Source organism: Geodermatophilus sp. SYSU D00708 (assembly GCF_054050115.1).
Map to the genome: position 1 here is coordinate 193,690 of NZ_JBJGYS010000003.1, position 22,531 is coordinate 216,220.

At 74.9% G+C, this 22,531-nt stretch carries 25 protein-coding genes; 15 read left to right on the plus strand and 10 right to left on the minus strand.

What is annotated here, in order from left to right; all coding sequences use genetic code 11:
• Positions 1-31: 31 nt before the first annotated feature.
• From ACI79D_RS04365 to ACI79D_RS04375, 3 genes are read left to right on the plus strand one after another with little or no spacing between them, the layout of a single operon-like run.
• Positions 32-601, plus strand: coding sequence for a hypothetical protein (locus tag ACI79D_RS04365; protein WP_456917089.1), 570 nt, complete (start codon positions 32-34; stop codon positions 599-601).
• Between the two features lie 31 nt (positions 602-632).
• The gene (locus ACI79D_RS04370; protein WP_456917090.1) at positions 633-908 is read left to right on the plus strand and encodes a hypothetical protein; all 276 of its coding nucleotides are present in this window, start codon (positions 633-635) and stop codon (positions 906-908) included.
• Positions 905-2,560, plus strand: a complete 1,656-nt coding sequence (locus ACI79D_RS04375; RefSeq protein WP_456917091.1) for an AMP-binding protein — start codon at positions 905-907, stop codon at positions 2,558-2,560. Before ACI79D_RS04370 ends, ACI79D_RS04375 begins: the two co-directional genes overlap by 4 nt.
• A gap of 59 nt (positions 2,561-2,619) precedes the next feature.
• On the opposite strand, the gene ACI79D_RS04380 is transcribed toward ACI79D_RS04375, so the two are convergent.
• Complete coding sequence (locus ACI79D_RS04380) at positions 2,620-3,390, minus strand: endonuclease/exonuclease/phosphatase family protein (protein WP_456917092.1); 771 nt, start codon at positions 3,388-3,390, stop codon at positions 2,620-2,622.
• Positions 3,391-3,465: 75 nt separating this feature from the next.
• Here ACI79D_RS04380 and ACI79D_RS04385 point away from each other — a divergent pair, with 75 nt between their 5' ends.
• Both ACI79D_RS04385 and ACI79D_RS04390 read left to right on the plus strand, forming a co-directional pair.
• A complete protein-coding gene (locus ACI79D_RS04385) occupies positions 3,466-4,035 on the plus strand; it encodes a nucleotidyltransferase family protein (protein WP_456917093.1) in 570 nt (189 codons plus the stop codon).
• A 155-nt stretch (positions 4,036-4,190) separates the two neighbouring features.
• Positions 4,191-4,586 (plus strand): cold-shock protein, encoded by a 396-nt coding sequence (locus tag ACI79D_RS04390; protein WP_456917094.1) that lies wholly within the window; start codon positions 4,191-4,193, stop codon positions 4,584-4,586.
• Between the two features lie 79 nt (positions 4,587-4,665).
• On the opposite strand, the gene ACI79D_RS04395 is transcribed toward ACI79D_RS04390, so the two are convergent.
• Both ACI79D_RS04395 and ACI79D_RS04400 read right to left on the minus strand, forming a co-directional pair.
• Positions 4,666-5,151, minus strand: coding sequence for a DUF2771 family protein (locus tag ACI79D_RS04395; protein WP_456917095.1), 486 nt, complete (start codon positions 5,149-5,151; stop codon positions 4,666-4,668).
• Positions 5,148-6,734, minus strand: coding sequence for an MFS transporter (locus ACI79D_RS04400; protein ID WP_456917096.1), 1,587 nt, complete (start codon positions 6,732-6,734; stop codon positions 5,148-5,150). Before ACI79D_RS04400 ends, ACI79D_RS04395 begins: the two co-directional genes overlap by 4 nt.
• A 90-nt stretch (positions 6,735-6,824) precedes the next feature.
• Between ACI79D_RS04400 and ACI79D_RS04405 the strand changes: the two genes are divergently transcribed.
• Entirely contained in the window at positions 6,825-7,619 is a 795-nt protein-coding gene (locus tag ACI79D_RS04405) for a DUF3027 domain-containing protein (protein WP_456917097.1), read from the plus strand.
• Positions 7,620-7,831: 212 nt separating this feature from the next.
• Here the strand turns inward: ACI79D_RS04405 and ACI79D_RS04410 are convergent, their stop codons facing one another.
• On the minus strand, positions 7,832-8,053 hold the full coding sequence (locus ACI79D_RS04410; RefSeq protein ID WP_456917098.1) for a DUF2530 domain-containing protein: 222 nt from the start codon (positions 8,051-8,053) through the stop codon (positions 7,832-7,834).
• A gap of 152 nt (positions 8,054-8,205) precedes the next feature.
• Between ACI79D_RS04410 and ACI79D_RS04415 the strand changes: the two genes are divergently transcribed.
• From ACI79D_RS04415 to thpR, 5 genes are all read left to right on the plus strand, one after another.
• The gene (locus ACI79D_RS04415; protein WP_456917099.1) at positions 8,206-9,756 is read left to right on the plus strand and encodes an NCS2 family permease; all 1,551 of its coding nucleotides are present in this window, start codon (positions 8,206-8,208) and stop codon (positions 9,754-9,756) included.
• Positions 9,757-9,819: 63 nt separating this feature from the next.
• Positions 9,820-10,260, plus strand: coding sequence for a MarR family winged helix-turn-helix transcriptional regulator (locus tag ACI79D_RS04420; protein WP_456917100.1), 441 nt, complete (start codon positions 9,820-9,822; stop codon positions 10,258-10,260).
• Entirely contained in the window at positions 10,257-11,630 is a 1,374-nt protein-coding gene (locus ACI79D_RS04425) for an MFS transporter (protein WP_456917101.1), read from the plus strand. Before ACI79D_RS04420 ends, ACI79D_RS04425 begins: the two co-directional genes overlap by 4 nt.
• 62 nt (positions 11,631-11,692) lie before the next feature.
• Entirely contained in the window at positions 11,693-12,088 is a 396-nt protein-coding gene (locus ACI79D_RS04430) for a hypothetical protein (RefSeq protein WP_456917102.1), read from the plus strand.
• A 32-nt stretch (positions 12,089-12,120) separates the two neighbouring features.
• A complete protein-coding gene (thpR, locus tag ACI79D_RS04435; protein ID WP_456917218.1) occupies positions 12,121-12,666 on the plus strand; it encodes an RNA 2',3'-cyclic phosphodiesterase in 546 nt (181 codons plus the stop codon).
• 46 nt (positions 12,667-12,712) lie between these two features.
• Here the strand turns inward: thpR and ACI79D_RS04440 are convergent, their stop codons facing one another.
• The gene (locus ACI79D_RS04440; RefSeq protein ID WP_456917103.1) at positions 12,713-13,675 is read right to left on the minus strand and encodes an aldo/keto reductase; all 963 of its coding nucleotides are present in this window, start codon (positions 13,673-13,675) and stop codon (positions 12,713-12,715) included.
• Between the two features lie 28 nt (positions 13,676-13,703).
• On the opposite strand from ACI79D_RS04440, the gene ACI79D_RS04445 reads away from it, so the two are divergent.
• Both ACI79D_RS04445 and ACI79D_RS04450 read left to right on the plus strand, forming a co-directional pair.
• On the plus strand, positions 13,704-14,528 hold the full coding sequence (locus tag ACI79D_RS04445) for a thioesterase family protein (protein WP_456917104.1): 825 nt from the start codon (positions 13,704-13,706) through the stop codon (positions 14,526-14,528).
• A 31-nt stretch (positions 14,529-14,559) separates the two neighbouring features.
• Entirely contained in the window at positions 14,560-15,369 is an 810-nt protein-coding gene (locus ACI79D_RS04450; protein ID WP_456917105.1) for a TrmH family RNA methyltransferase, read from the plus strand.
• A 61-nt stretch (positions 15,370-15,430) separates the two neighbouring features.
• Here the strand turns inward: ACI79D_RS04450 and ACI79D_RS04455 are convergent, their stop codons facing one another.
• From ACI79D_RS04455 to ACI79D_RS04470, 4 genes are all read right to left on the minus strand, one after another.
• Positions 15,431-15,904 (minus strand): general stress protein, encoded by a 474-nt coding sequence (locus ACI79D_RS04455; protein ID WP_456917106.1) that lies wholly within the window; start codon positions 15,902-15,904, stop codon positions 15,431-15,433.
• Positions 15,905-15,961: 57 nt separating this feature from the next.
• Positions 15,962-16,891 (minus strand): septation protein SepH, encoded by a 930-nt coding sequence (gene sepH / locus ACI79D_RS04460; RefSeq protein WP_456917107.1) that lies wholly within the window; start codon positions 16,889-16,891, stop codon positions 15,962-15,964.
• A 186-nt stretch (positions 16,892-17,077) separates the two neighbouring features.
• A complete protein-coding gene (serC, locus tag ACI79D_RS04465) occupies positions 17,078-18,190 on the minus strand; it encodes a phosphoserine transaminase (RefSeq protein ID WP_456917108.1) in 1,113 nt (370 codons plus the stop codon).
• A gap of 93 nt (positions 18,191-18,283) precedes the next feature.
• Complete coding sequence (locus ACI79D_RS04470; protein WP_456917109.1) at positions 18,284-19,414, minus strand: citrate synthase 2; 1,131 nt, start codon at positions 19,412-19,414, stop codon at positions 18,284-18,286.
• A 158-nt stretch (positions 19,415-19,572) separates the two neighbouring features.
• Here ACI79D_RS04470 and pdxH point away from each other — a divergent pair, with 158 nt between their 5' ends.
• Both pdxH and ACI79D_RS04480 read left to right on the plus strand, forming a co-directional pair.
• The gene (gene pdxH / locus ACI79D_RS04475) at positions 19,573-20,229 is read left to right on the plus strand and encodes a pyridoxamine 5'-phosphate oxidase (protein ID WP_456917110.1); all 657 of its coding nucleotides are present in this window, start codon (positions 19,573-19,575) and stop codon (positions 20,227-20,229) included.
• 43 nt (positions 20,230-20,272) lie between these two features.
• Positions 20,273-21,694, plus strand: coding sequence for an MFS transporter (locus ACI79D_RS04480; RefSeq protein ID WP_456917111.1), 1,422 nt, complete (start codon positions 20,273-20,275; stop codon positions 21,692-21,694).
• Positions 21,695-21,727: 33 nt separating this feature from the next.
• On the opposite strand, the gene ACI79D_RS04485 is transcribed toward ACI79D_RS04480, so the two are convergent.
• The gene (locus tag ACI79D_RS04485; RefSeq protein ID WP_456917112.1) at positions 21,728-22,405 is read right to left on the minus strand and encodes a UdgX family uracil-DNA binding protein; all 678 of its coding nucleotides are present in this window, start codon (positions 22,403-22,405) and stop codon (positions 21,728-21,730) included.
• Between the last annotated feature and the right edge of the window lie 126 nt (positions 22,406-22,531).

Below are 22,531 nucleotides of genomic sequence, written 5' to 3' on the forward strand. Positions count from 1 at the left end.
CGCGGCCGGGTCCTGCCGGTGTCGTCCGCGGGTGCGCCAGCATGACGGGGTGCACCCGGCGGCCGAGGACCCCCAGACCCAGGCGGCGCTGACCGGCTACCAGGCCGGTGCGTGGCGCTGGCTGGCCGGCGGGGTGATCGCCGTGGTGCTCGGCGTGCTGCTCGGCGCCGCCGCGGTGGGCATCTTCGAGGACTCCGGCCGGCGGGTCCCCGGCGCGGGGCTGCTCGTCGTCGTCCTCGTCGTCGTCGGCACCGTGGCCGCCGTCGCCGGCGCCGGCGCGCTGGTCCGGCACCAGCGCTGGCAGCGGGCGCTGCGGCGGGTGCCCTGGCAGACGGGCGTGCTGCGCATCGCCGGCCCGGCGGTGCTGGCGTTCGAGCCGGAGGGCTACGACGAGACCGACCCCTACGCCTCCCCGGTGCGGCTGCGCCTGGTCAGCACCGCGGTGTGGCGGACCCGCGCGGTGCAGCAGCTGCGCGACGCGGTGGTCCGCGCCGCCCCGGTCGGGCCGCGGGAGTGGGTGCTCACCGCCGACGGGCTGCCGACCGTCTACGGCGCCCGCGTGACCGGCCGCACGCGGCCCGGCTCCCCCGATGAGGCCTAGTGCGTGCGTTCGGGGTACCGCGTCCGAGAAGATGTCCACCGACGCGCACCAGGCGGTGCCCGTACCGAACTACGGAGGCAGTGGCGAGATGGCCAAGCGGAAGACCAAGCACGCGCACCTGGTGGAGCCCACCTGGGGGCAGTCGGTGGACGGTGGCCCGCCCCTGACCGAGTTCACCGCCGAGCCGGCCGGCCCCCTGTCACCCTTCGGTGAGGACCACGACTTCCCGCTGCCGGTCAACCGCCTCCGCTACGCGCACCCCACCGACAAGCCCAACCGCGCCGGCGTGCAGGTGGTCCAGCGGTGACGGCGCCCGCGCTGCCGTCCTACAGCAGCGGGACCTCCACGGTCCCCCTGCTCGGAGACACCATCGGGGCCAACCTCGACCGGACGGCAGCGCGGGTGGGTGACCACGAGGCGCTCGTCGAGTGCGCCACCGGTCGCCGCTTCACCTATCCGCAGTTCGTCGCGGAGGTCGACGCGGTCGCCCTGGGGCTGGACGCGCTGGGCGTGGCCAAGGGCGACCGGGTCGGCATCTGGGCGCCCAACTGCGCGGAGTGGGCCTTCGTCCAGTTCGCCACGGCGAAGCTCGGCGCGATCCTGGTCAACATCAACCCGGCCTACCGGACCCACGAGCTGGCCTACGTGCTGCAGCAGGCGGGCATCTCGCTGCTGGTCAGCGCGCCGGAGTTCAAGTCCAGCGACTACCGGGCGATGGTCGCCGAGGTCCGCGACTCCTGCGCCGACCTGCGCGACGTCGTCTTCCTCGGCTCGGCCGAGTGGGACCAGCTCGTGGCCACCGGCCGGGAGGGCGACCACGGCCTGCTCGCCGAGCGGGAGGCCCAGCTGTCGGCCGACGACCCGATCAACATCCAGTACACCTCGGGCACCACCGGCTTCCCGAAGGGCGCCACGCTCACCCACCACAACCTGCTCAACAACGGGTTCTTCGTGGGCGAGGGCTGCGGATACACCGAGGCCGACCGCATCTGCATCCCGGTGCCCTACTACCACTGCTTCGGCATGGGCATGGGCAACCTCGCGGCCACCAGCCACGGCGCGACGATGGTGATCCCGGCACCCGGCTTCGACCCCGCGCTGACCCTCCGGGCGGTGCAGGAGGAGCGGTGCACCTCGCTGTACGGCGTCCCGACGATGTTCATCGCCGAGCTGGCGCTGCCCGACTTCGCCACCTACGACCTGTCCAGCCTGCGGACCGGGATCATGGCCGGCTCGCCGTGCCCGGTCGAGGTGATGAAGCGGGTGGTCGCCGAGATGGGCATGACCGAGGTGACCATCTGCTACGGCATGACCGAGACCTCGCCGGTCTCCACCCAGACCGGCGCCGACGACGACCTCGACCGGCGCACCTCCACCGTGGGCCGGGTGCACCCGCACCTGGAGGTCAAGGTCATCGACCCCGAGACCGGGCTGACCGTGCCCCGCGGCACCCCCGGCGAGTTCTGCACCCGCGGCTACTCGGTGATGCTCGGCTACTGGAACCAGCCCGAGAAGACCGCCGAGGTCATCGACGTGGCCCGCTGGATGCACACCGGTGACCTCGCGGTGATGGACGACGAGGGCTACCTCAACATCGTCGGGCGCATCAAGGACATGGTCATCCGCGGCGGGGAGAACGTGTACCCGCGGGAGGTCGAGGAGTTCCTCTTCACCCACCCGGACATCATCGAGGCGCAGGTCATCGGCGTCCCCGACGAGCGGTTCGGCGAGGAGCTCATGGCCTGGGTGCGGGTGCGCGAGGGCGCCGGGGCGATGACCGTGGAGTCGCTGCGCGAGTTCTGCACCGGCAAGCTGGCCCACTACAAGATCCCGCGCTACGTCAAGATCGTCGACGGCTTCCCGATGACCGTCACCGGCAAGGTCCGCAAGGTCGAGATGCGGGAGGTCTCGATCGAGGAACTCGGCCTCCAGTCCGCCGCCGCCGTCCAGAACGCCTGAAGAAGGACCCCGTCCTCCCCACCCTTCGCAAGCTCAGGGCGGGACCCGGGACGGCGCCGTCAGGTGGGGGCGCAGGGGACGACGAGGGCCCGGTGGTCCGACAGCGGCAGGCGCACCGCCTCGGCCCGCCCGGTCGCGGTGATCGGGCCGCGGGCGAGCACGTGGTCGAGCTGGCGGGTCGGCGTGTCCACGGGGAAGGTCGGCGCAGCCGTCCCCAGCGGCCGCAGTCCGCTCACCCGCACCGCCTGGGGCGCCTGCATGTTGAGGTCCCCCATGAGGACCAGCGGCTCCCGGGTGCCGGTGAGCGACCGCACCAGCTTCGACAGCTGCAGCGCGCCCCAGCCGGGGACGAACGACAGGTGCGTGTTGCACACGGTGAACTGGCCCGCCGGCCCCTCGAGGACGGCGGCGACGGCGACCCTCGGCTCGTCACCCACCAACTTCGGCCGCGGGGCTCCTCGGAACCACACCGGCACCCGGCTGCGCAGCGCCGGCAGCCGCACCACCCGCCAGGACACCACCGGGTACCGCGACAGCAGGGCGATCCCGTAGGTCGCCGACCCGGGCTGCTCGTCACCGGTGGCGGCCATCCAGGTGCCCCCGGGGGTGCCGTGCAGCGCCGCCACGAACTGGGAGCCGACCGCGCCCATGGCCTCTGCGGCGACCGCGGTGAGGTCCGCGCCCATCGACCGCGGCTGGTCGCGGTCGACCTCCTGGAGGCCGAGGACGTCCGCGTCCAGGGACTTCACCGCCGCGGCGAGCCGTTCCACGTCGACCTTGTCGTCGGCGGGGGAGCGGCCGTGGAGGATGTTGAACGTGGCGATCCGCACGCCGTTCCTGTGCCCCGGACGCCGCCGTCCACACCGTCACGTTCCGACGACGCACCGCCGGGTAGCAGGGACGGCGTGCAGCCCTCGGACCGGGACGAGATCCGTGACCTCCTCAAGCGCGTCGCCGTGGCGCTGAAGCAGGGCGACGTGCCCTTCGCGCTCTGCGGCGGGTACGCGGCGTGGGTCCGCGGCGCCCCCGAGCCGGACCACGACGCCGACTTCCTGGTGCCGGCGGCCGAGTCCGAGCGGGCGGCCAAGGTCATGGCCGAGGCCGGCCTCGAGGTCGTCGACCCCGCCGAGGACTGGCTCACCAAGGTCGTCCAGGGCAACTCGTTCGTCGACGTCCTGTGGCGCACCTGCGGCACCCCGGTCGAGCTCGACCTCATCGAGCGCGCCGAGGAGCTCCCCGTGCTCTCGGTGCACATGCCCGTCCTCGAGGCGACCGACATCCTCGTCACCAAGCTCATGGCCCTCGACGAGCACTACTGCGACTACTCGCGGTTGCTGCCGGTCGCCCGGGCGCTGCGCGAGCAGGTCGACTGGGACCGCGTGCGCCGCGACGTCGCGGACAACGACTTCGCCGCGGTCTTCCTCGTCCTGCTCGACCGGCTGGGGGTCGTGGAGCAGCCCATGGCCGCCGACTGAGCGTCGTGACCTGCGCAGCGGCCTCCCGGGGCGCGGTCGGAAAGGGGGCGCTGGACGGCGCGAGCGACGACTAACCTGGGCACCGGCGGCCGCCCGCGGCGCCACCGTCCTCCCGGCCCGTGCCGGGTCCGTCCGCGACCGACTGAGGGATCAACGTGCCCACCGGCAGAGTCAAGTGGTTCAACCCGGAGAAGGGTTTCGGCTTCCTCTCCCGCGAGGACGGTCCCGACGTCTTCGTGCACAAGGACGCGCTGCCGGCCGGCACCAGTGAGCTCAAGCCCGGTCAGCGGGTGGAGTTCGGCATCGTCGCCGGACGGCGCGGCGACCAGGCGCTGCAGGTTCGCATCCTCGACCCGCTGCCGTCTGTCGCGGCCGCACACGCGGAGCGGACCCGCAAGAAGCCCGACGAGCTGGTCCCGATCATCGAGGACCTCATCAAGCTGCTCGACGACGTCTCCAACGGCCTGCGGCGGGGCCGCCACCCCGACCGGCAGGTGGCCCGCAAGGTCGCCTCGGTGCTGCGCGCCGTCGCCACCGACCTGGAGCACTGAAAGGACCTCGTCCTCCCCACCCCTCGCTCCGCTCGGGGCAGGACCCGGGACGAGGCCGTTCCAGCACCTCACGAGGCGGTCAGGCGGCGGGCGTCGCGGAGGCCGTGCCGCCCTCGGAGCCGCCGCTGCGCAGGAAGCCCACCGGCCACGCGCCGCTGAAGCCCTCGCACGCCTCGCCGGCGTCCTGCACGACCACCAGGTAGAAGGCGGCCGGGACGACGTCGTCGGAGTTGATCTCGTCGAGGACGGCCGCGCCCTGCTCGACCTCGACCTCCCCGAGCTGCTCCTGGAGCCCGTCGTCGAAGACCTGGACGCTCCAGCCCTGTTCGGCCACCGCCTGCGGCACGGTGATGCGGATGGTCGTGTCGGCGGGGACCTCCACGATCGGCGGCTCCCGCTCGTAGCGCTGCCCGTCGCCGTCCAGGCAGTACTGCGTCGGGGCGACGTCGACCTGCTGCGTGCCGGCCTGGACGACGACGTCCGGCGGGCCCTCCGGCTCGCCGGACCCGCAGCCGGCCACGCCGGCCAGGAGCACGAGCGCGGCCGGGACGCCCCCGCGCCTCACGCCGGTCCCACCGGGTCCGCGACCACGGCGGGGGACGGCGCGGACCGGCGGCGCGGGCCCCACAGCACCAGCGCCATGGCCAGGACCAGCAGCCCGGCCGCCACGGTGAAGCCCAGCCAGCCGGTCGGCGGCAGGGCGATGCCCAGCCCGCCGCCGACCACCCAGGCCAGCTGCAGCGCGGTCTCGGAGCGGGCGAACGCCGACGCGCGCAGGCTCTCGGGCACCTCCCGCTGGATGATCGCGTCGAGGGACACCTTGCCCAGGGCGTTGGCCACCGCCGCCACTCCGGCGACCAGCGCGGCCATCGGGAGGCTGAAGAAGACCGCGGCGAGGACGGTCACCGCCGCCGCCGCGCCCGCCGACCAGAGCACGACCGGGTCCGGGGCGACGCGGTGCAGCCGGGAGCCGACCGCGGTGCCCGCCACACTGCCGACCCCGGCAGCCGCGGCGATCGCGCCCAGGGCGGCGGTCGCCTGCCAGCCGTCGTCGACGGTCGCCTGGACCAGGAACGCCGAGAAGATGGTGAGGAAGCCGCCGAGGCCGCGCAGCGCGGCGTTGGCCCGCAGCGCCAGCACCACCCGGGGGTTGACCGGCCGGCGCCGCCGCCCGGGGACCACCACCGGCACCGGCGCGGTGGTGAACACGTCGGCAGGAAGCTCGCCGGTCGGGACGTCGACGTGGCCGGGCAGCCGCACCGCGAGGACCGCGCCCGCGGCGAACACCACCGCGGTGACCCACAGCTCCGGCGGGAACCCGAACGCCCAGGCCAGCCCGCCCCCGAGGCCGCCGAACACCGCCGCGGTGAGCAGCCCGAAGACCGACGTCCGCGCGTTCGCGGAGGTCAGCGACATCGCGCTGGGCAGCACCCGCGGGACCACGGCGGCGCGCAGCACGTTGTGCGCCTTGGAGAGCACCAGGACCCCGAGCGCCGCGGGGTAGAGCACCAGGTCGTCGTAGTGCGCGGCCATGACGAGGGCGAGGACGGCCCGGCCCAGCAGGCTGGCCGCCATCGCCCAGCGGCGGCCGCGCTGCAGCTTGTCCAGCAGTGGCCCGATGACCGGTGCGACGACGGCGAACGGCGCCATCGTCACCAGCAGGTAGAGCGCGACGTTGCTGCGCTGGGCGTCGGTGGTGGCGGCGAAGAACAGCGTCCCGGCCAGCGAGACCGCGATCATCGCGTCGCCGGCCATGTGCAGGGCGTTGACCCACAGCAGGTGGGTCAGCCCGCTGTCCCCGGCGCCGTCGGCGCGGCTGGCCGTGCGCACCCGGCGCACCGCCGCACCGGTCAGCTCGCGCGAGCGGGCGGCGGCCACCCGGGTGACCGTCATCTTCCGGGGCGTCGTCGGTGCCGGCCGGGGAGCGGCCCCCGGCTGCTGCGAGCCGCCGGGCGGGAGGACGGCGGTCGGCGGCTGGGCGCCGCCGGGAGGAGCGGCCCCGGTCCACGGTGGTGGCGCCGCCGGCTGCGGGCGGGTGGCCGGCCGGCCGACGTCGATGGGCGTGGTGTCCATGCCGTCCGCGCCGGGAGGCAGCGGGTGCCGGCGGGGGCCGCCCCGGCGGGCACCGAACGGACGGGAGCTGGGCACCCGCCCATCGTGCCGCACCAGTCTGGACGCGCGGTCGCGCACGTGCCCCCGCGCCGTCCGGGGTGCGGCGGCGTCAGGGACAATGGCGTCGTGGCCGACTTCCTCCACCCCGCAGGCGCGGGGAGCGACGTGCTGTCCGCGGCGGTCGACCAGGCGCGGGCGGCGGCGGTCGAGACCGCGGGGTCCCCCGACCTGGTCGGCGAGCACCTGGGGGTCTCGCCCGAGGTCCCGGCGTCCGGCGACCCGGCGGTGCTCGGCGAGGTCGCCACCCACACCTTCGCCAGCGGGGTGCCCGGGTACGCCGGCTGGCACTGGGCGGTCACCCTGGCCCACGTCCCCGGCGAGGACGTCGTCACCGTCGACGAGGTGGTCCTGCTGCCGGGGGAGCAGGCGCTGCTGGCGCCGGCCTGGGTCCCGTGGCACGAGAGGCTGCGGCCGGGCGACCTGTCGGTCGGTGACGTGCTGCCCTCCACCGAGGACGACCCGCGGCTGGTCCCGGCCTACACCACCGACGACGACGCGGACGACGACCCGCAGGGCGCCGTCGTCGCCCGGGAGGTCGGGCTCGGCCGCGAGCGGGTCATGTCGCAGCAGGGGCGCGGCGAGGCGGCGGCCCGGTGGAACGCCGGCGAGTACGGGCCGCGCTCGTCGATGGCCCGCCACGCACCCGGCCCGTGCGGCACCTGCGGCTTCTTCCTCCCGCTGGCCGGCTCGCTGCGGCGGGCCTTCGGTGCCTGCGGCAACGTCTACGCCCCGGCCGACGGGCGCGTGGTCGCCGTCGACTACGGCTGCGGGGCGCACAGCCAGGCCACGCTGGTGGTCGACGAGGCGACCGAGGTCGTGACGTCGGCGCGCTACGACACCGGCGCGTTCGACGTGCTGTGACACTGTCGTCCTCCGGACGACGACCGCGGTCAGGTGCCGTCCCCGACCTGCGCTGAGCCCACCCGGCGGCTCGTCGGGGACCCTCCGGGCCCCGCTCCTCACGGCCACCGCGGTCAGGTGCCGTCCCCGACCTGCGCTGAGCCCACCCGGCCCTTCGTCGGGGACCCTCCGGGCCCCGCTCCTCACGGCCACCGCGGGGAGGAGGTGCTCCTTCAGTCCTTGCGGTCGAGTTGGCCCTGTCGGCGCATGACCGCCAGGCCGACGCCGGCCAGCGCGATGCCCGCGACGCAGGTCCAGGTCCACACCCGGTCGACGCGGTCGCCGAGCAGGAGCAGGACGACCAGGGCCACGGCCCACAGCGCCGTCCCGATCAGGACCACGCGGACGGTGTCGACCCGCAGCGGCGGCGGGGCCTGTCTGGTCGGAGCGGGCACGCCCCGACCCTAGGCCCCCGGCGCCCGCTGGTCGTGCACATGGTGGAAACGTGTGTGTGGCACGCTGTCGCCGCTCGTTGCCAGCCGCACCGGTCGGCCGTCGCGCGCTTCCCCCGCGCCCGCCTGCCCGCCACCCGCTCGTGGAGTCCCTCATGACCGAGAAGTCCCGCCCCTCCGGGGGCAGCAACACGACCGCGGGGGACGGCAACAGCGTCACCGCGGCGGACGGCGGTACGCCGGCCGACGTCGCCGCGGCCCGGACGCCCCGCCGCAGCGAGGGGCCGCGGGTGCGGCCGAAGAACGGCGTGGACCGCTACTTCGGCATCAGCGCCCGCCGCTCCACGGTCGCCCGCGAGCTGCGCGGCGGCCTGACGACGTTCTTCACGATGGCCTACATCGTGGTGCTCAACCCGATCATCCTGTCCGGCGCCGACCTCACCGGGGCCTCGCTGCCCTTCGCCTCGGTCGCCGCGGTCACCGCGCTGATCGCCGGCGTGATGACGATCGTCATGGGGATCGTCGGCCGGTACCCCTTCGCGCTGGCCACCGGGCTGGGCATCAACGCGATCGTCGCCGTCTACGCGGCCACCCAGCTGGCCTGGCCCGAGATCATGGGCCTGGTCGTGCTCGAGGGCCTGCTGATCACCGTCCTGGTGCTGACCGGCTTCCGCAAGGCGGTCTTCGAGGCCATCCCGCCGCAGCTGAAGACGGCGATCGCGGTCGGCATCGGCTTCTTCCTCACGATCATCGGGCTGGCCGACGCCGGCGTCATCCGCCCCGGCAACCCGCTGATCAGCTTCGGCATCAACGGTCAGCTGGCCGGCTGGCCGCTGCTGGTCTTCGTCGTCGGCCTGCTGCTGACCAGCGTCCTGGTGGTGCGCAAGGTCAAGGGCGCGCTGCTCATCGGCATCGTCGTCTCCACGCTGCTGGCGATCCTCATCGAGGCCGTCGCCCAGATCGGTCCGCGCATCGGTGCCGACGGCGCGGAGAACCCGCGGGGCTGGGCGCTGCAGGTGCCGACCCTGCCCGACGACGTGGTGAGCGCACCCGACCTGTCGCTGGTGGGCAACTTCTCGCTGTTCGGCGGCTTCGAGCGGATCGGCGTCATCGCCGCGCTGCTCATCGTCTTCTCGATCATGATCGCCGACTTCTTCGACACCGTCGGCACGGTCACCGCGGTCGGCGCCGAGGGCGGCCTGCTCGACGAGAAGCGCAACCTGCCCCGGTCGCAGCCGGTCCTGCTCGTCGACTCCCTCGCCGCGGCGGCCGGCGGTGCGGGCAGCGTCTCGTCCAACACCACTTACATCGAGAGCGCCTCCGGTGTCGCCGACGGCGCCCGCACCGGCCTGGCCAGCGTCGGCACCGGCGTCCTGTTCCTCCTGGCGATGTTCTTCACCCCGCTGGTCCAGGTCGTCCCCTCGGAGGCGGCCGCGCCGGCGCTGGTGATCGTCGGGGCGCTGATGATCAGCCAGATCCGGCACCTGGAGTGGGACGACATGTCCCTGGTGATCCCGGCCTTCCTCACCATCGCGCTCATGCCGTTCACCTACTCGATCACCAACGGCATCGGCGCCGGCGTGGTCAGCTACGTGCTGCTGCGCGCGGCGACCGGACGGGTGCGCCAGGTCCACCCGCTGATGTGGGTCATCACGGTGCTCTTCGTCGTCTACTTCGCCCTGGAGCCCCTGCAGCAGCTGTTCTGAGGGAGGACCCCCGGCGGCGGGATCCTGCACGGGGCCGCCCCGGGACCTTCGTGAGCTAGGCTAATGGTCGTGAGCCGGACGACGCTGGACACCGCGGCGCTGGCCCACGACCTGCGGCTGGCGGTCATGCGGTTCTCCCGCCGGCTGCGCAACCAGCGGGTGGACCAGTCGGTCACCCTCACGCACCTCGCCGCCCTCTCGACCCTGCAGCGGCACGGCCGGTTGAGCCCGGGGGAGCTGGCGACGCACGAGCGGGTGCAGCCGCCGTCGATGACCCGCGTGGTCGTCGCGCTCGAGGGGATGGGCCTGGTCACCCGGAGCCCGCACCCGACCGACGGCCGGCAGGTGGTCATCGAGCTCACCCCGGCGGCGGAGGAACTGCTCGCCGTCGAGGCGCGGGCGCGGGAGGCGTGGCTGGCCGGCCGGCTGCAGGAACTGACGGCGGAGGAGCGGGCGGTGCTGCGCGAGGCGTCGGCGATCATGGACAAGCTGGCGAGTGGGTGAGCGCCCGAGCTGACCGCTCCGGGATGTTCCGGTCGTTGCGGGTGCGCAACTACCGGATCTACGCCTCGGCCAACCTGGTGAGCCTCACCGGCACGTGGATGCAGCGGATCGGCCAGGACTGGCTGGTGCTGCAGCTCTCCGGTGACAGCGGCGTGGCCCTGGGCCTGATCACGGCGCTGCAGTTCGGCCCGACCCTGTTCCTGAGCATGTACGGCGGGGTGCTCGCCGACCGGTACGCCAAGCGCCGGGTCCTGGTCGTCACCCAGGCGCTGATGGGGCTGCTGGCCCTGGTGCTCGGTCTGCTGGTCGCCGCGGACGGCATCGCGCTGTGGCACGTGTTCGTGCTGGCCGGGGCGCTGGGCGCGGTGTCGGCGATCGACGCGCCGGTGCGGCAGTCCTTCGTGTCGGAGATGGTCGGGCCCGAGTACCTGGCCAACGCCGTCAGCCTCAACTCGACGATCTTCAACGGTGCCCGGCTGGTCGGCCCGTCCGTCGCCGGGCTGGTCATCGGCGCGGCGTCCGGCGACACCGCGCCGGCGTTCCTGGTCAACGCCGCGAGCTTCGCCTTCACCATCGGCGCGCTGCTGTCCATGCGGCCCGACGAGCTGCACCCGAGCCCGCCGGTCGCGCGCGGCAAGGGGCAGCTCCGGGAGGGGCTGCGCTACACCTGGGCCCACCCCGACCTGGTGCTGGCGATGGGCCTGGCGTTCGTCCTGGGCACCTTCGCGTTCAACTACCAGGTCACCATCGCGCTGATGGCCCGTGAGGTGTTCGACCTGGGCGCGGAGGCCTTCGGGCTGCTCTCCACCTGCTTCGCCGTCGGGTCGCTGTCCGGGGCGCTGCTGTCCACCCGTCGCAGCGCGCGGCCCCGGCAGCGGTTCCTGGTCGGCGCGGCCATCGTCTTCGGGCTGCTCACCATGGCCTGCGGCCTGGTGCCCGGGTACTGGGCCTTCGCGGTGCTGCTGGTGCCGACCGGCGCGGCCGGGCTGGTGTTCAGCGTGGCCAACAACAGCTTCGTGCAGCTCGGGGTCGACCCGCAGATGCGCGGCCGGGTGATGGCGCTGTACTTCATGTGCTTCATGGGGGGCACCCCGCTGGGCGCGCCGGTCATCGGCTGGGTCTCCGAGCACCTGGGCGCCCCCTGGGGGCTGATCCTCGGCGGGGCCGTCGCGGTGCTGGCCGCGCTCGGCGCGGCCGCCTGGCTCGCCCGCGGACGGCGGGTGCGCCTCGAGGCACACGTGTCCCCGCCGCGGCTGCAGCTGCACGTGGGCCCCCGGGCGGCCGTGCCGTCGGTGGCGGTGCGGACGGCGGAGGAGGCGGCCGACGCGCAGGCCCCCGGCCAGGAGGCGGCCGACCGCCGATCGGCGTGACCGCCGCGGCGCGCCGTCGTACGGTGTCGCCACGCGCCCGTCGAGTCCTCCGCGGAGGCGGCATGGCTGCACAGCTGCTCCACCTCGGGTCGATCGTCGTCGGCGTGGTCGGGGCCGTGGGCCTGCTGGGCTGGCTCGCTCGGCTGGTGTTCGGGTCGGCACGGCTGCCGGTGCGCCGCACGCCGCGGGTCCAGGCGACGCCGTCGTCCCGGCCGATCGAGCTGGTGGCCGCCGACCTGCGCCGGCTCTCCGGTCAGCTGGCCCGGGTGCCCGCCGGGGCCCCGATGGCCCGGCGGCGCGGTCTGCAGGCGGCCTACGACGACGTCCTGCTCGAGGCCGCGCGCATCCTCGAGGTGCCGCACACCCTGACCGATCGGCCTTCCGGGAGCGCCCGCGACGCGGAGCGGCTGCGCCTGCAGTCCGCGCTGGCCGACGCCGGACTGGTGGTCGGCCGCTGAGCCCGTCCGACGCCGGCCCGCGGGGCCACCGGCTGTTCTTCGCCGTCACGCCGCCGGCTGCGGCGCGCGCCGACCTGGACCGTGTCCTCGAGCCGCTGCGCGCGTCCCCGGGCGGCCCCCGCTGGACCGTTCCGGAGCGCTGGCACCTGACCCTGCTGTTCCTCGGCCAGGTCCCCGGCGAGACCGTGGCGCCCCTGGTCGAGGCGGCCGGCCCGGCGGTCGCGGCCACGCCACCGCTCACGCTGCGACTGGCCGGCGGCGGCCGGTTCGGCTCGCGACGGCGGCCCTCGGTGTGCTGGGCGGGCGTCGCGGGGGACGGCGAGGTGCTCGGGGCCCTGGCCGCGCGGCTGGCCCGCGTGGCGCGCTCGCTGCGGCTGCCGGTGGAGGACCGGCCGTTCCGGGCGCACCTGACCCTCGGCCGCTGGCGTCCCGGCCACCCCGGCGACGGCGACCTGCCCGACCGGCTGGCCGACTACCGCGGGCCGAGCTGGCCGGTGACCGAGGTCGAGCTGTGGGAGAGCCACCTGGGCCCCATGCCCCGCTACGACCGCCGGGCGGTCTGGCCGGTGGAGAGGTGATGGACCGGCTCCGCGGTGAGCCTGCGAGTGGGGGGAGCGGGGTCCGTCACCAGGCGTACTCCATCGGCGCCGGCCGGTACCCGGGGAAGATCTCGTCGAGGCGGGCCAGCTGCGCCTCGTCCAGGGAGACGTCGAGCGCCGCCAGGGACCCCTCGAACTGCTCCATCGTGCGGGGCCCGACGATCGGCGCGGTGACCCCAGGCCGGTGCAGCAGCCAGCCGACGCCGACGTCCGCCGGCGCCAGGCCCCACTCCCGGCAGGCGTCCTCGTAGGCCTGCAGCGCGGGCCGGTGCCGCTCGATGCGCTCCTCGCGGGACCGCCGGCGGTCGCCGCCCTCCTGGGCGAGCACGCCGGCCAGCAGGCCGCCGGCCAGCGGGCTCCACGGGATGACCCCGACGCCGTAGTGCTGGGCCGCCGGCAGCACCTCGAGCTCGACGTGCCGGGTGAGCAGGTTGTAGTGGGACTGCTCGCTGACCAGGCCGACGAAGTGCCGCCGCGCCGCCGCCTCGTTGGCGGCCGCGATCTGCCAGGCGGCGTGGTTGGAGGAGCCGACGTAGAGCACCTTGCCCTGGGCGACGAGGGTCTCGCAGGCCTGCCAGATCTCCTCCCACGGCGTGGCCAGGTCGACGTGGTGGAACTGGTAGAGGTCGATCCAGTCGGTCTGCATCCGCCGCAGCGAGGCCTCGCAGGAGCGCACGAGGTTGCGGGCGGAGAGGAAGGTGTCGTTCGGCCAGTCGGTCATCGAGCCGTACACCTTGGTGGCCAGGACGGTCTTCTCGCGCCGCCGGCCGCCCTGGGCGAACCAGGTGCCGAGGACCTCCTCGGTGCGCCCCTTGCCGGCGTCGAAGCCGTAGGTGTTGGCGGTGTCGAAGAAGTTGACGCCGGCGTCGTGCGCGCGGTCCATGATCGCGTGCGCGTCGGGCTCGGCGGTCTTCCAGCCGAAGTTCATGGTCCCCAGGCAGAGGCGGGAGACCGACAGGCCGCTGCGCCCCAGGTGCGTGTGCTCCACGGGGGACCACCCTGGCAGTCTCGGGGCCGTGCCGCAGACCGACCCCGGGCCGTTCCAGTTCGACGCCGCCACCGCGGTGACCCGCACCGAGGGCGGGGGCCTGGCCGCCGACCTCGACCCCGGGTGGGACGTCGGCGGCGGCGTCCTCAACGGGGGCTACCTGCTCGCCGTGGTCGCCCGGGCGGCGCTGGCCGCCGGCCCGCACCCGCACCCGGTGGCGCTGTCGGCGAGCTTCCTGCGGCCCACCGCACCCGGCCGCGTCTCGCTCGACGTCACCCCGGGGCCGGCGGGCCGGACGCTGGCGCACTCCTCGGTCGTCCTCGCCGGCGCCGACGGCCCCACGCTCGCGGTCCAGGCGACGACGGCGACGCTGCCCGACGAGCCGCCGGCGTACTCCGCAGCCCCGCCGCCGGGTGCGACGCCCGTGGAGGACTGCCTCCCGGCCGTGGACGACGGTCCGTCGGCCGTGCCGCTGCCGGACGTAGGGCTGCGGACGCGGGTGCACACCCGGCTGGACCCGGTCACCGCCGGCTGGGCCACGGGCCGCCCCGGCGACGAGCCCCTGGTGCGGGGCTGGGTGCGCCTGGCCGACGGCCGCGAGCCCGACCCGCTCGCGCTGCTGCTGTTCGCCGACGTGCTTCCGCCGACCAGCTGGGCGGTCGGCCGGTTCGGGTGGGCGCCGACGGTGCAGCTGCAGGTGCTGGTGCGCGCGCTGCCGGCGCCGGGCTGGTGCCTGGTCGAGGCGCGGGCGGGCGAGGTCGCCGGCGGCTGGCTCGACGAGGACTACCGCATCTGGGACTCCACCGGCCGACTGGTCGCGCAGAGCCGTCAGCTGGCCCGCCTGCCGCGCTAGGTGCCCTGGGCCGCTTGGGAGGATCGACGTCGTGCCCGCCGTCCCCGCGCTGATCACCGACCCCGCCGACGAGCGGGTGGCCGACTTCCGCGACCTCAAGTCCGGTGACCGGCGGCCGGGCACCGAGCGGGGGACCGGGCCGGTGATCGTCGAGGGCGTCCCGGCGGTGGAGCGGCTGCTGGCCTCGCCGTACCGCGTGCGGGCGGTGTTCGGCGTGCCCGGACGGGTGGCCGCGCTGGACCTCCCGGAGGGCGTCCCGGCCTACGAGGCGGACAAGTGGGTGCTGTCGGAGGTGATCGGCTTCCGGCTGACCCGCGGCGTGCTCGCCTCGGCCGACCGCCGTCCACCGGACGACCTCGACGCGCTGCTGACCGGCCCCGACCCGGCCGCACCGCGGCGCCTGGCCGTGCTCGAGGCGCTCAACGACGCGGAGAACCTGGGCTCCATCGCGCGGTCGGCGGTCGCCCTCGGGGTGGACGGGCTGCTGCTGGACCCGCGCTGCGCCGACCCGCTGTACCGGCGCTCCGTGCGGGTCTCCATGGGGCACGTGCTCGCGCTGCCGTTCGCCGTCCTGCCGGACTGGCCGGGCGGGCTCGAGCGGCTGCACGAGGCGGGCTACCTGACCGTCGCGCTCACCCCGGCGCCCGACGCCGTGGACCTCGCCGCGGTCGACCCCCGCGCCCACCCCCGCACCGCGGTGCTGCTGGGAGCGGAGGGCCCGGGGCTGACCGAGGAGGCGCAGCGGGCCGCGCGGGTGCGAGCGCGGATCCCGATGCGGGCCGGCGTGGACTCCCTCGGCGTGGCCGCCGCGGCCGCGGTCGCCTTCGCCACCCTCCGCTGAGCTGGCCCCGTCCAGAGGCTCGCCGCGAGCCTGCGAGCGGTGAGGAGGACGGGGTCCTTCCTCAACCCCGGAGGGAGAAGCGGGCGAGCAGGGCGCGGGCGTCCTCGGCCCGGGCCGGGTTGCACATCACGTCGTAGCGGCCGGCGACGATCGCGCTGGTGCTGGTGAAGTCCCGCCGTCCGCGGGTGGCCGCGTAGCCCATCGCGCCGAACAGCGCGCCGAAGACCAGGCCGATGAGCAGGCCGAGCAGGACCGAGCCCACCCAGTTGCTGCCGCTGGGCGCGAAGATGCCCAGCAGCAGGCCGACGAACAGGCCCCACCACGCCCCGGCTGCGGCGCCGGCAGCGATCGCCCGGCCCCAGGTCAGCCGACCCGTCACGCGCTCGACCTGCTTGAGGTCCGAGCCGATGATCGTGACGTTCTCGACCGCGAACTTCTCGTCGGCCAGGTAGTCGACGGCAGCCTGAGCCTGCTCGTAGCTGTCGTAGGACCCCACCTGCACGCCACCGAGCGGCATGGACACCGAAGCTGACATGGCCCACCTCCTGTCTCTGCTGGAACGGGGGACGCGTCGGCCCTGTTCCGCGGCGGGTCAGCGGTGCCGGCGGACCCCGAAGACGATGTCCTCCCAGGCCGGGATGCGGGCGCGCGGGTCCTCGTCGTCGTCCCCGTCGCCGCCCGGGCGGCCCAGGACGACGGTGTCGTGCTCGGCGATGTCGTCGTCGAACGACGCATCGGTGCGCCGCTCACCCGTGCGCACGTCCTGCGGCAGGACCGGGCGCACGTGCTCGTCGTCGGCGTCCTCGTCCGAGGCCAGCCGCGAGGAGGACGCGGGGGCGGCGACGCCGTCGTCGTCGGGGACGACGGCGACCGGCCGGCCGCGGTGCACCGGTGCGGGCCGCTCGGCCGGCACGTGCGGGACGACCCGGACCAGGCGGGTGCCCTCGGCGAAGTCGGTGGTCGCGGCGTCGACCGGCGTGACGGTGCGGGCCGGGATGTCGTAGGCCCAGCGTGTCACGCCGGACTTGGCGCCGGCCTGCCAGGCGGCGGTGACCTGCCAGGTGCCGTCGGCGGCCCGGAACGCGTCCCAGCGGACGGCGTCCAGGTCGGCGCCGAGCAGCCGCAGCCGCTCGGACATGAACTGCTGGAGCGGGACCGCCGGCGTGCCGTCGGAGAGCCGGACGCGGGCCTCGCGGGCCTGCTCGGCCACCCGCTCCCGCTCCTGCAGCACCGGGTGGGCGAAGCGCATGATCCGCTCGACCCGGATGCCGGAGGCCTGGGCGACCTGCTCGGGGGTCTCCCCGGCGCGGATGCGGGCCTGGATGACCCGCGGGGGCAGGCTGACGCCGATCTCGACGTCGATCTGACCCAGCCGGCGGGCGTCGCCACGGGCGGCGGCGCGGACCCGCTCGTCGATGGGCAGCTCGAACCGCTCGCCCTCCTCGCCGGGCTCGGCGCCGTCGAGGGCCAGCACCAGGCTCTTCCCGTCGTCGGAGAGCGCCACGAGCCGCAGCGTGCGCATGGGCGGCCTCCTGGTGGTCTGCACGGGTCGGGGCGGCCGGCTCGGCAGAGACGGCTCCGGGTCCCGAGGCTATCCGCGCGGGGCCGGGCGAGGGGGCAGGCTCGCCCGGCGTGGCGCGACTACGGGGCCGCCAGCGGAGTGTGGGAGTGCAGGAAACCCGCCCTCTCACACTCCGCTGTGGCGCTCCTACAGCTTGCCGACGACGAAGTCGATGCAGGCGGTCAGTGCGCTGACGTCGTCGGGGTCGACGGCCGGGAACATGCCCACCCGCAGCTGGTTGCGGCCCAGCTTCCGGTAGGGCTCGACGTCGACGACCCCGTTGGCCCGCAGCACCTTCGCCACCTGCGCCGCGTCGACCGACTCGGCGAAGTCGATCGTCCCGACGACGAGGGAGCGGTGGTCGGGGTCGGTCACGAACGGCGTGGCGTACTCGGACTGCTCGGCCCAGCCGTAGAGCCGGCGGGAGGACTCCTGGGTGCGGGCCACGGCCCCGGAGAGGCCGCCGAGGGACAGCAGCCAGCGGATCTGGTCGGCCAGCAGGAACAGCGTCGCGACCGCGGGCGTGTTGTAGGTCTGGTCCTTGCCGGAGTTGTCGACCGCGATCGACAGGTCGAGGAAGCCGGGGACCCAGCGGCCGGAGGCCTTGATCTCGCTGACCCGAGCCAGCGCGTCGCCGGACATCAGGGCGATCCACAGCCCGCCGTCCCCGCCGAAGTTCTTCTGCGGGGCGAAGTAGTAGACGTCGGTCTGCGAGACGTCGACCGGCAGGCCGCCCGCGGCGCTGGTCGCGTCGATGAGCACGAGGGCGTCGTCGGTGCCGGCCGGGCGCTGCACCGGGGCCATCACCCCGGTGGAGGTCTCGTTGTGCGCCCAGGCGTAGACGTCGACGCCGTCGGTGGCCTTCGGCAGCGCCAGCGAGCCGGGCTCGGCCTTGGCGACGACCGGGTCGGCGAGGAACGGGGCCTCGGCCACACCGGAGGCGAACTTCGCGGAGAACTCGCCGTAGGTGCCGTGGGCGCTGCGCTCGCGGATCAGGCCGATGATCGCCGCGTCCCAGAACGCCGTCGTCCCGCCGTTGCCGAGCACCACCTCGTAGCCGTCGGGCAGGTCGAACAGCTCGGTCAGCCCCTCGCGCACCTGGCGGACCAGGCCCTTGACCGGGGCCTGGCGGTGCGAGGTCCCCATGAGGGTGGCGCCGCTGTCGGCGAGCGCCTGCAGCGCCTCGGGACGGACCTTCGACGGGCCGCAGCCGAAGCGGCCGTCAGCGGGCAGGAGGTCGGCGGGGATGCTGATGCTCATCCGGGGGAACTGCCTCTCGGGGGTCGGTTGGCCCCGTCCGGAGGCTCGCCCCGAGCTTGCGAGGGGGGAGAGGGACGGGGTCCTTCTACTTGTTCAGGCCGGCGTGGCCTCGTCGACGGCCTTGGTCTGGATGGTGTCCCAGCCCTCGACCTCCTCGGGACGGCGCGGCGCCGGGCCGACGTAGCGCGCCGACGGGCGCACCAGGCGGCCGGTGTTCTTCTGCTCGAGGATGTGCGCGCACCAGCCGGCGGTGCGGGCGCAGGTGAACATCGACGTGAACATGTGCGCGGGCACCTCGGCGAAGTCCAGGACGATCGCCGCCCAGAACTCCACGTTGGTCTCGATCGGCCGGTCCGGGCGGCGCTCGCGCAGCTCCCTGAGCGCGGCCTGCTCCAGCGCCAGGGCGGCGTCGAAGCGGGGCGCGCCCAGCTGCTGGGCGGCCTTGCGCAGCACGCGGGCGCGGGGGTCCTCGGCGCGGTAGACGCGGTGGCCGAAGCCCATCAGCCGCTCGCCGCGGTCCAGGAGGGCCTTGACGTACTTGTCGGCGTCCCCCTCCTTCTCCACGCCGTCGAGCATGTGCAGCACGCGCGAGGGGGCGCCGCCGTGCAGCGGGCCGGACATGGCCCCGATCGCGCCGGAGAGAGCGGCGGCGACGTCGGCCCCGGTGGAGGCGATGACCCGGGCGGTGAAGGTGGAGGCGTTCATGCCGTGCTCGGCGGCCGACGTCCAGTAGGCGTCGACGGCGGCGACGTGGCGGGGGTCGGGCTCGCCGCGCCAGCGGACCATGAACCGCTCGACGATGGTCGCGGCCTCGTCGATGCGCTTCTGCGGAACGGCGGGGACGCCGATGCCGCGGGCGGACTGCGCGACGTAGGACAGCGCCATCACCGCGGCGCGGGCCAGCTCCTCGCGGGCCTCCTCGGCGCTGATGTCCAGCAGCGGCTGGTAGCCCCAGACCGGGGCGAGCATGGCGAGGGCGGCCTGCACGTCGACGCGGACGTCGCCGGTGTGCACCGGGATCGGGAACGGCTCGGCCGGGGGGAGCCCGGGGCCGAACTTGCCGTCGACCAGCAGCGCCCAGACGTTGCCGAAGGTGACCTTGCCCACGAGGTCCTCGATGTCGACGCCCCGGTAGCGCAGCGCGCCGCCGTCCTTGTCCGGTTCGGCGATCTCGGTCTCGAAGGCGATGACGCCCTCCAGCCCCGGCTTGAAGTCGTCGGCCATCTCGCATGCTCCTCTGCGCGCGGGACTCGTGACCCACTCGGGGCGGGCACACGACTGCGACCAGACCCTAGGCCGTCCGGACACGCCCGGGGCAGCCGGGGCGGGGGGTGGGCAGGGCCGACTCGGTGTGCGCGCCTGCCGGAACCGCCGGTGACAGCATGAGTCCCGTGCCCGACCTCTCCCGCATGCGCAGGGACTACGAGACGCAGGGTCTGCGCGAGTCCGACCTGGCTCCCACGTGGGTCGAGCAGTTCGACCGGTGGTTCGCCGACGCGGTGGCCGCCGAGCTGCCCGAGCCCAACGCCGTCGTGGTGGCGACCGCGGACGCCGACGGCGCCCCCGACGCGCGGATCGTGCTGGTCAAGGGCTACGACGAGTACGGCTTCGTCTTCGGCACCAGCTACGCGTCGGCGAAGGGCGCCCAGCTGGCGGTGAACCCGCGGGCGGCGCTGGTCTTCCCCTGGCACGCGCTGCAGCGGCAGGTGCGGGTCGCCGGCCGGGTGGAGCGCGTCGGCGGCGCGGCCTCCGACGACCTGTGGGACCCGCGTCCGCGCGGCGCCCAGCTGGCCGCGGCCGCCTCGATCCAGTCCACCGTCGTCGACTCCCGCGAGGAGCTCGAGGAGCGGCTGCGCCGGCTGGACGCCGACACCGGGGAGGGCCCGCTGCCGCGGCCGGAGGCCTGGGGTGGCTACCGCGTGGTGCCCGAGCGGGTGGAGTTCTGGCAGGGCGGGGCCGACCGGCTGCACGACCGCATCCGGTTCGTCCGCGACGACGCCGAGGGGGGCGGCTGGGTGGTCCAGCGGCTCGCGCCGTGAGCGGCTCTGCCGTCCCGCCGGGCGGGAGTGGACGGGTGACGTCGTGAGCGCGTCCGGGGACGACCCCCAGCAGTGGCCGGTCGACCCCGTGGAGGGGGCCGGCCCGGTGGAGGAGCCGGTGCCGGCGGAGCCGAGGAGCCGCCGCGCCTGGGCGATCGACACCACGCCGCTGCGCAACGCGAACTACCGGCGCCTGTTCTGGGGCGTCGCGGCGACGATGCTCGGCCAGCAGATGACGCTGGTCGCCGTCCCGTACCAGGTCTACGAGCTCACCGGCTCGTCGCTGCTGGTCGGCGTGACCTCCGTCGTCGCGCTCGTGCCGCTGATCGCCTTCGGCCTGCTCGGCGGGGCGATCGCCGACGCCATGGACCGCCGGCGGCTGATGCTGGTCACCGGCGTCGGCTCGGCGGTGACCAGTGCCCTGCTCGCCGTCCAGGCGCTGCTGCCCGGCGGCGGGAACCTGGCCGTGCTGTGGGTGCTGACCGCGTGCGTCTCCGGCTTCACCGCGGTCAATCAGCCGACCCGCAGCGCGGTCATCCCGGCGCTCGTGGGGCCCGAGGGCGTGCCGGCGGCCAACGCGCTGTCGATGACCGTGCGCCAGGTCGGGGTCATCGTGGGGCCGCTGCTCGCCGGCGTCCTCATCGCGGTCGGGGACCTGCCGATCACCTACGCCGTCGACGCGCTCGGCTTCGTCGTCGCCGTGCTGCTGCTGCGCGGGCTGCCGCCCCTGCCGCCGGGGCACGACGCCGGGCCGCTGCGGCTGGGCGCTGCCGTGCGCGGGGTGGGGGAGGGCTTCACGTTCCTGCGCACCCAGCCGGTGCTGCTGATGACCTTCGTCGTCGACGTGATCGCGATGCTCTTCGCCTGGCCGCAGGCGGTGTTCCCGGAGCTGTCGCAGGGCCGCTACGCCGACTCGCCCAACAGCCTGGGCTGGCTGTTCGCCGGCGTGTCCATCGGCGCGCTGTTGATGGGGCTGACCTCCGGGTGGGTGTCGCGGGTCGACCGGCAGGGCGCTGTGGTGCTGGTCGCGATCGCGGTCTGGGGCGTGGCGATCGTCGGCTTCGGCTTCGCGCCGACGCTGTGGCTGGCGGTGCTGTGCCTGGCGGTCGCCGGCGCGGGGGACATGGTCAGCGCCGTGCTGCGCTCGTCGATGCTGCAACTGGCCGCCCCGGAGCACATGCGCGGCCGGATGCAGGGCGTCTTCATCGTCGTCGTCACCGGCGGCCCGCGGCTGGGCGACCTCCGCGCCGGGGCGATCGCGAGCGCGGCCGGCGTGACCGCCGCGATGGTCTCCGGCGGGATCGTCATCGTGGTCGCGATGGTCGTGGTGGCCCTGGTCGTGCCGTCCTTCTGGACCTTCCGGGCCTCGCGCTCGGCGCAGGCGACCGTGCGGGCAGGGGAGTCCCGGCCGACCTCACCAGCCCCCGAGAGTGGCGACGACCGGCCGGGACCGGGTCCTTCCTAACCGGCCCCGCGCCGTCCCGCCCGGGGGCCCCTCTCAGGCCAGCGCGCCGGCGACCACCCGGAGGTCGGCGACGAGGGCGTCGTAGGCGGCGTCGCGGGACTCGTCGGGCGTGCGCAGGATCGCCGACGGGTGCGTGGTGGCCAGCATCCAGGTCTGGTGCGGCGCGTCCTCGTCGTCGTCGGCCGGTTCGCCCTCCGCGGCGGCCACCCCCGGCGCGGTCCACGGGATGAGCTGGCCGCGGTCCTTCGTGATCCGGAACGACGGCGAGATGAGCGCCTTGGCCGCCGTCGCGCCCAGGCAGACGACCACCTCGGGCTTGAGCACCTCGAACTCCGCCTCCAGCCACGGCCGGCAGGCCCGCAGGTGCTCCGGCCCCGGCGTCTGGTGGATCCGGCGTTTGCCCTTCTGCGTGAAGCGGAAGTGCTTGACCGCATTGGTGACGTACGCGTCCTGCCGCTCGATGCCGGCCTCGGCGAGGGCCTTGTCCAGCAGCCGCCCGGCCGGGCCGACGAACGGCTCGCCCTTGCGGTCCTCCTGGTCGCCGGGCTGCTCGCCGACGAACACGATGCGCGCGGTCTCCGGGCCCTCGCCGAAGACCGTCTGCGTGGTGCCCTGCCACAGCTCGCACGCCGTGCACCCGGCGGCGGCCGAGCGCAGGCCGTCCAGCCCGACCCCGGTCGGCGGCTGCGCGGGGACGTTCTCCTGGCTCATGGCCCGATTCCACCGCAGGCGGGCCGGAACCGCAGGGCCTGCGGTCGCGGCGGGACGGCGCGGTCAGCGCCGTCCGGCTGCGCGGCCGTGACAGCCGCGTGACAGCGCCCCGCGGACGGTGGCCGG

Coding starts and splice junctions, on each gene's coding strand:
- serC (WP_456917108.1), bottom strand. CDS start 18,190: ATGAGCATCAGCATCCCCGCCGACCTCCTGCCCGCTGACGGCCGCTTC.
- ACI79D_RS04470 (WP_456917109.1), bottom strand. CDS start 19,414: ATGGCCGACGACTTCAAGCCGGGGCTGGAGGGCGTCATCGCCTTCGAG.
- ACI79D_RS04455 (WP_456917106.1), bottom strand. CDS start 15,904: ATGTCAGCTTCGGTGTCCATGCCGCTCGGTGGCGTGCAGGTGGGGTCC.
- ACI79D_RS04420 (WP_456917100.1), top strand. CDS start 9,820: ATGGTCGTGAGCCGGACGACGCTGGACACCGCGGCGCTGGCCCACGAC.
- ACI79D_RS04415 (WP_456917099.1), top strand. CDS start 8,206: ATGACCGAGAAGTCCCGCCCCTCCGGGGGCAGCAACACGACCGCGGGG.
- ACI79D_RS04370 (WP_456917090.1), top strand. CDS start 633: ATGTCCACCGACGCGCACCAGGCGGTGCCCGTACCGAACTACGGAGGC.
- sepH (WP_456917107.1), bottom strand. CDS start 16,891: ATGCGCACGCTGCGGCTCGTGGCGCTCTCCGACGACGGGAAGAGCCTG.
- pdxH (WP_456917110.1), top strand. CDS start 19,573: ATGAGTCCCGTGCCCGACCTCTCCCGCATGCGCAGGGACTACGAGACG.
- ACI79D_RS04430 (WP_456917102.1), top strand. CDS start 11,693: ATGGCTGCACAGCTGCTCCACCTCGGGTCGATCGTCGTCGGCGTGGTC.
- ACI79D_RS04485 (WP_456917112.1), bottom strand. CDS start 22,405: ATGAGCCAGGAGAACGTCCCCGCGCAGCCGCCGACCGGGGTCGGGCTG.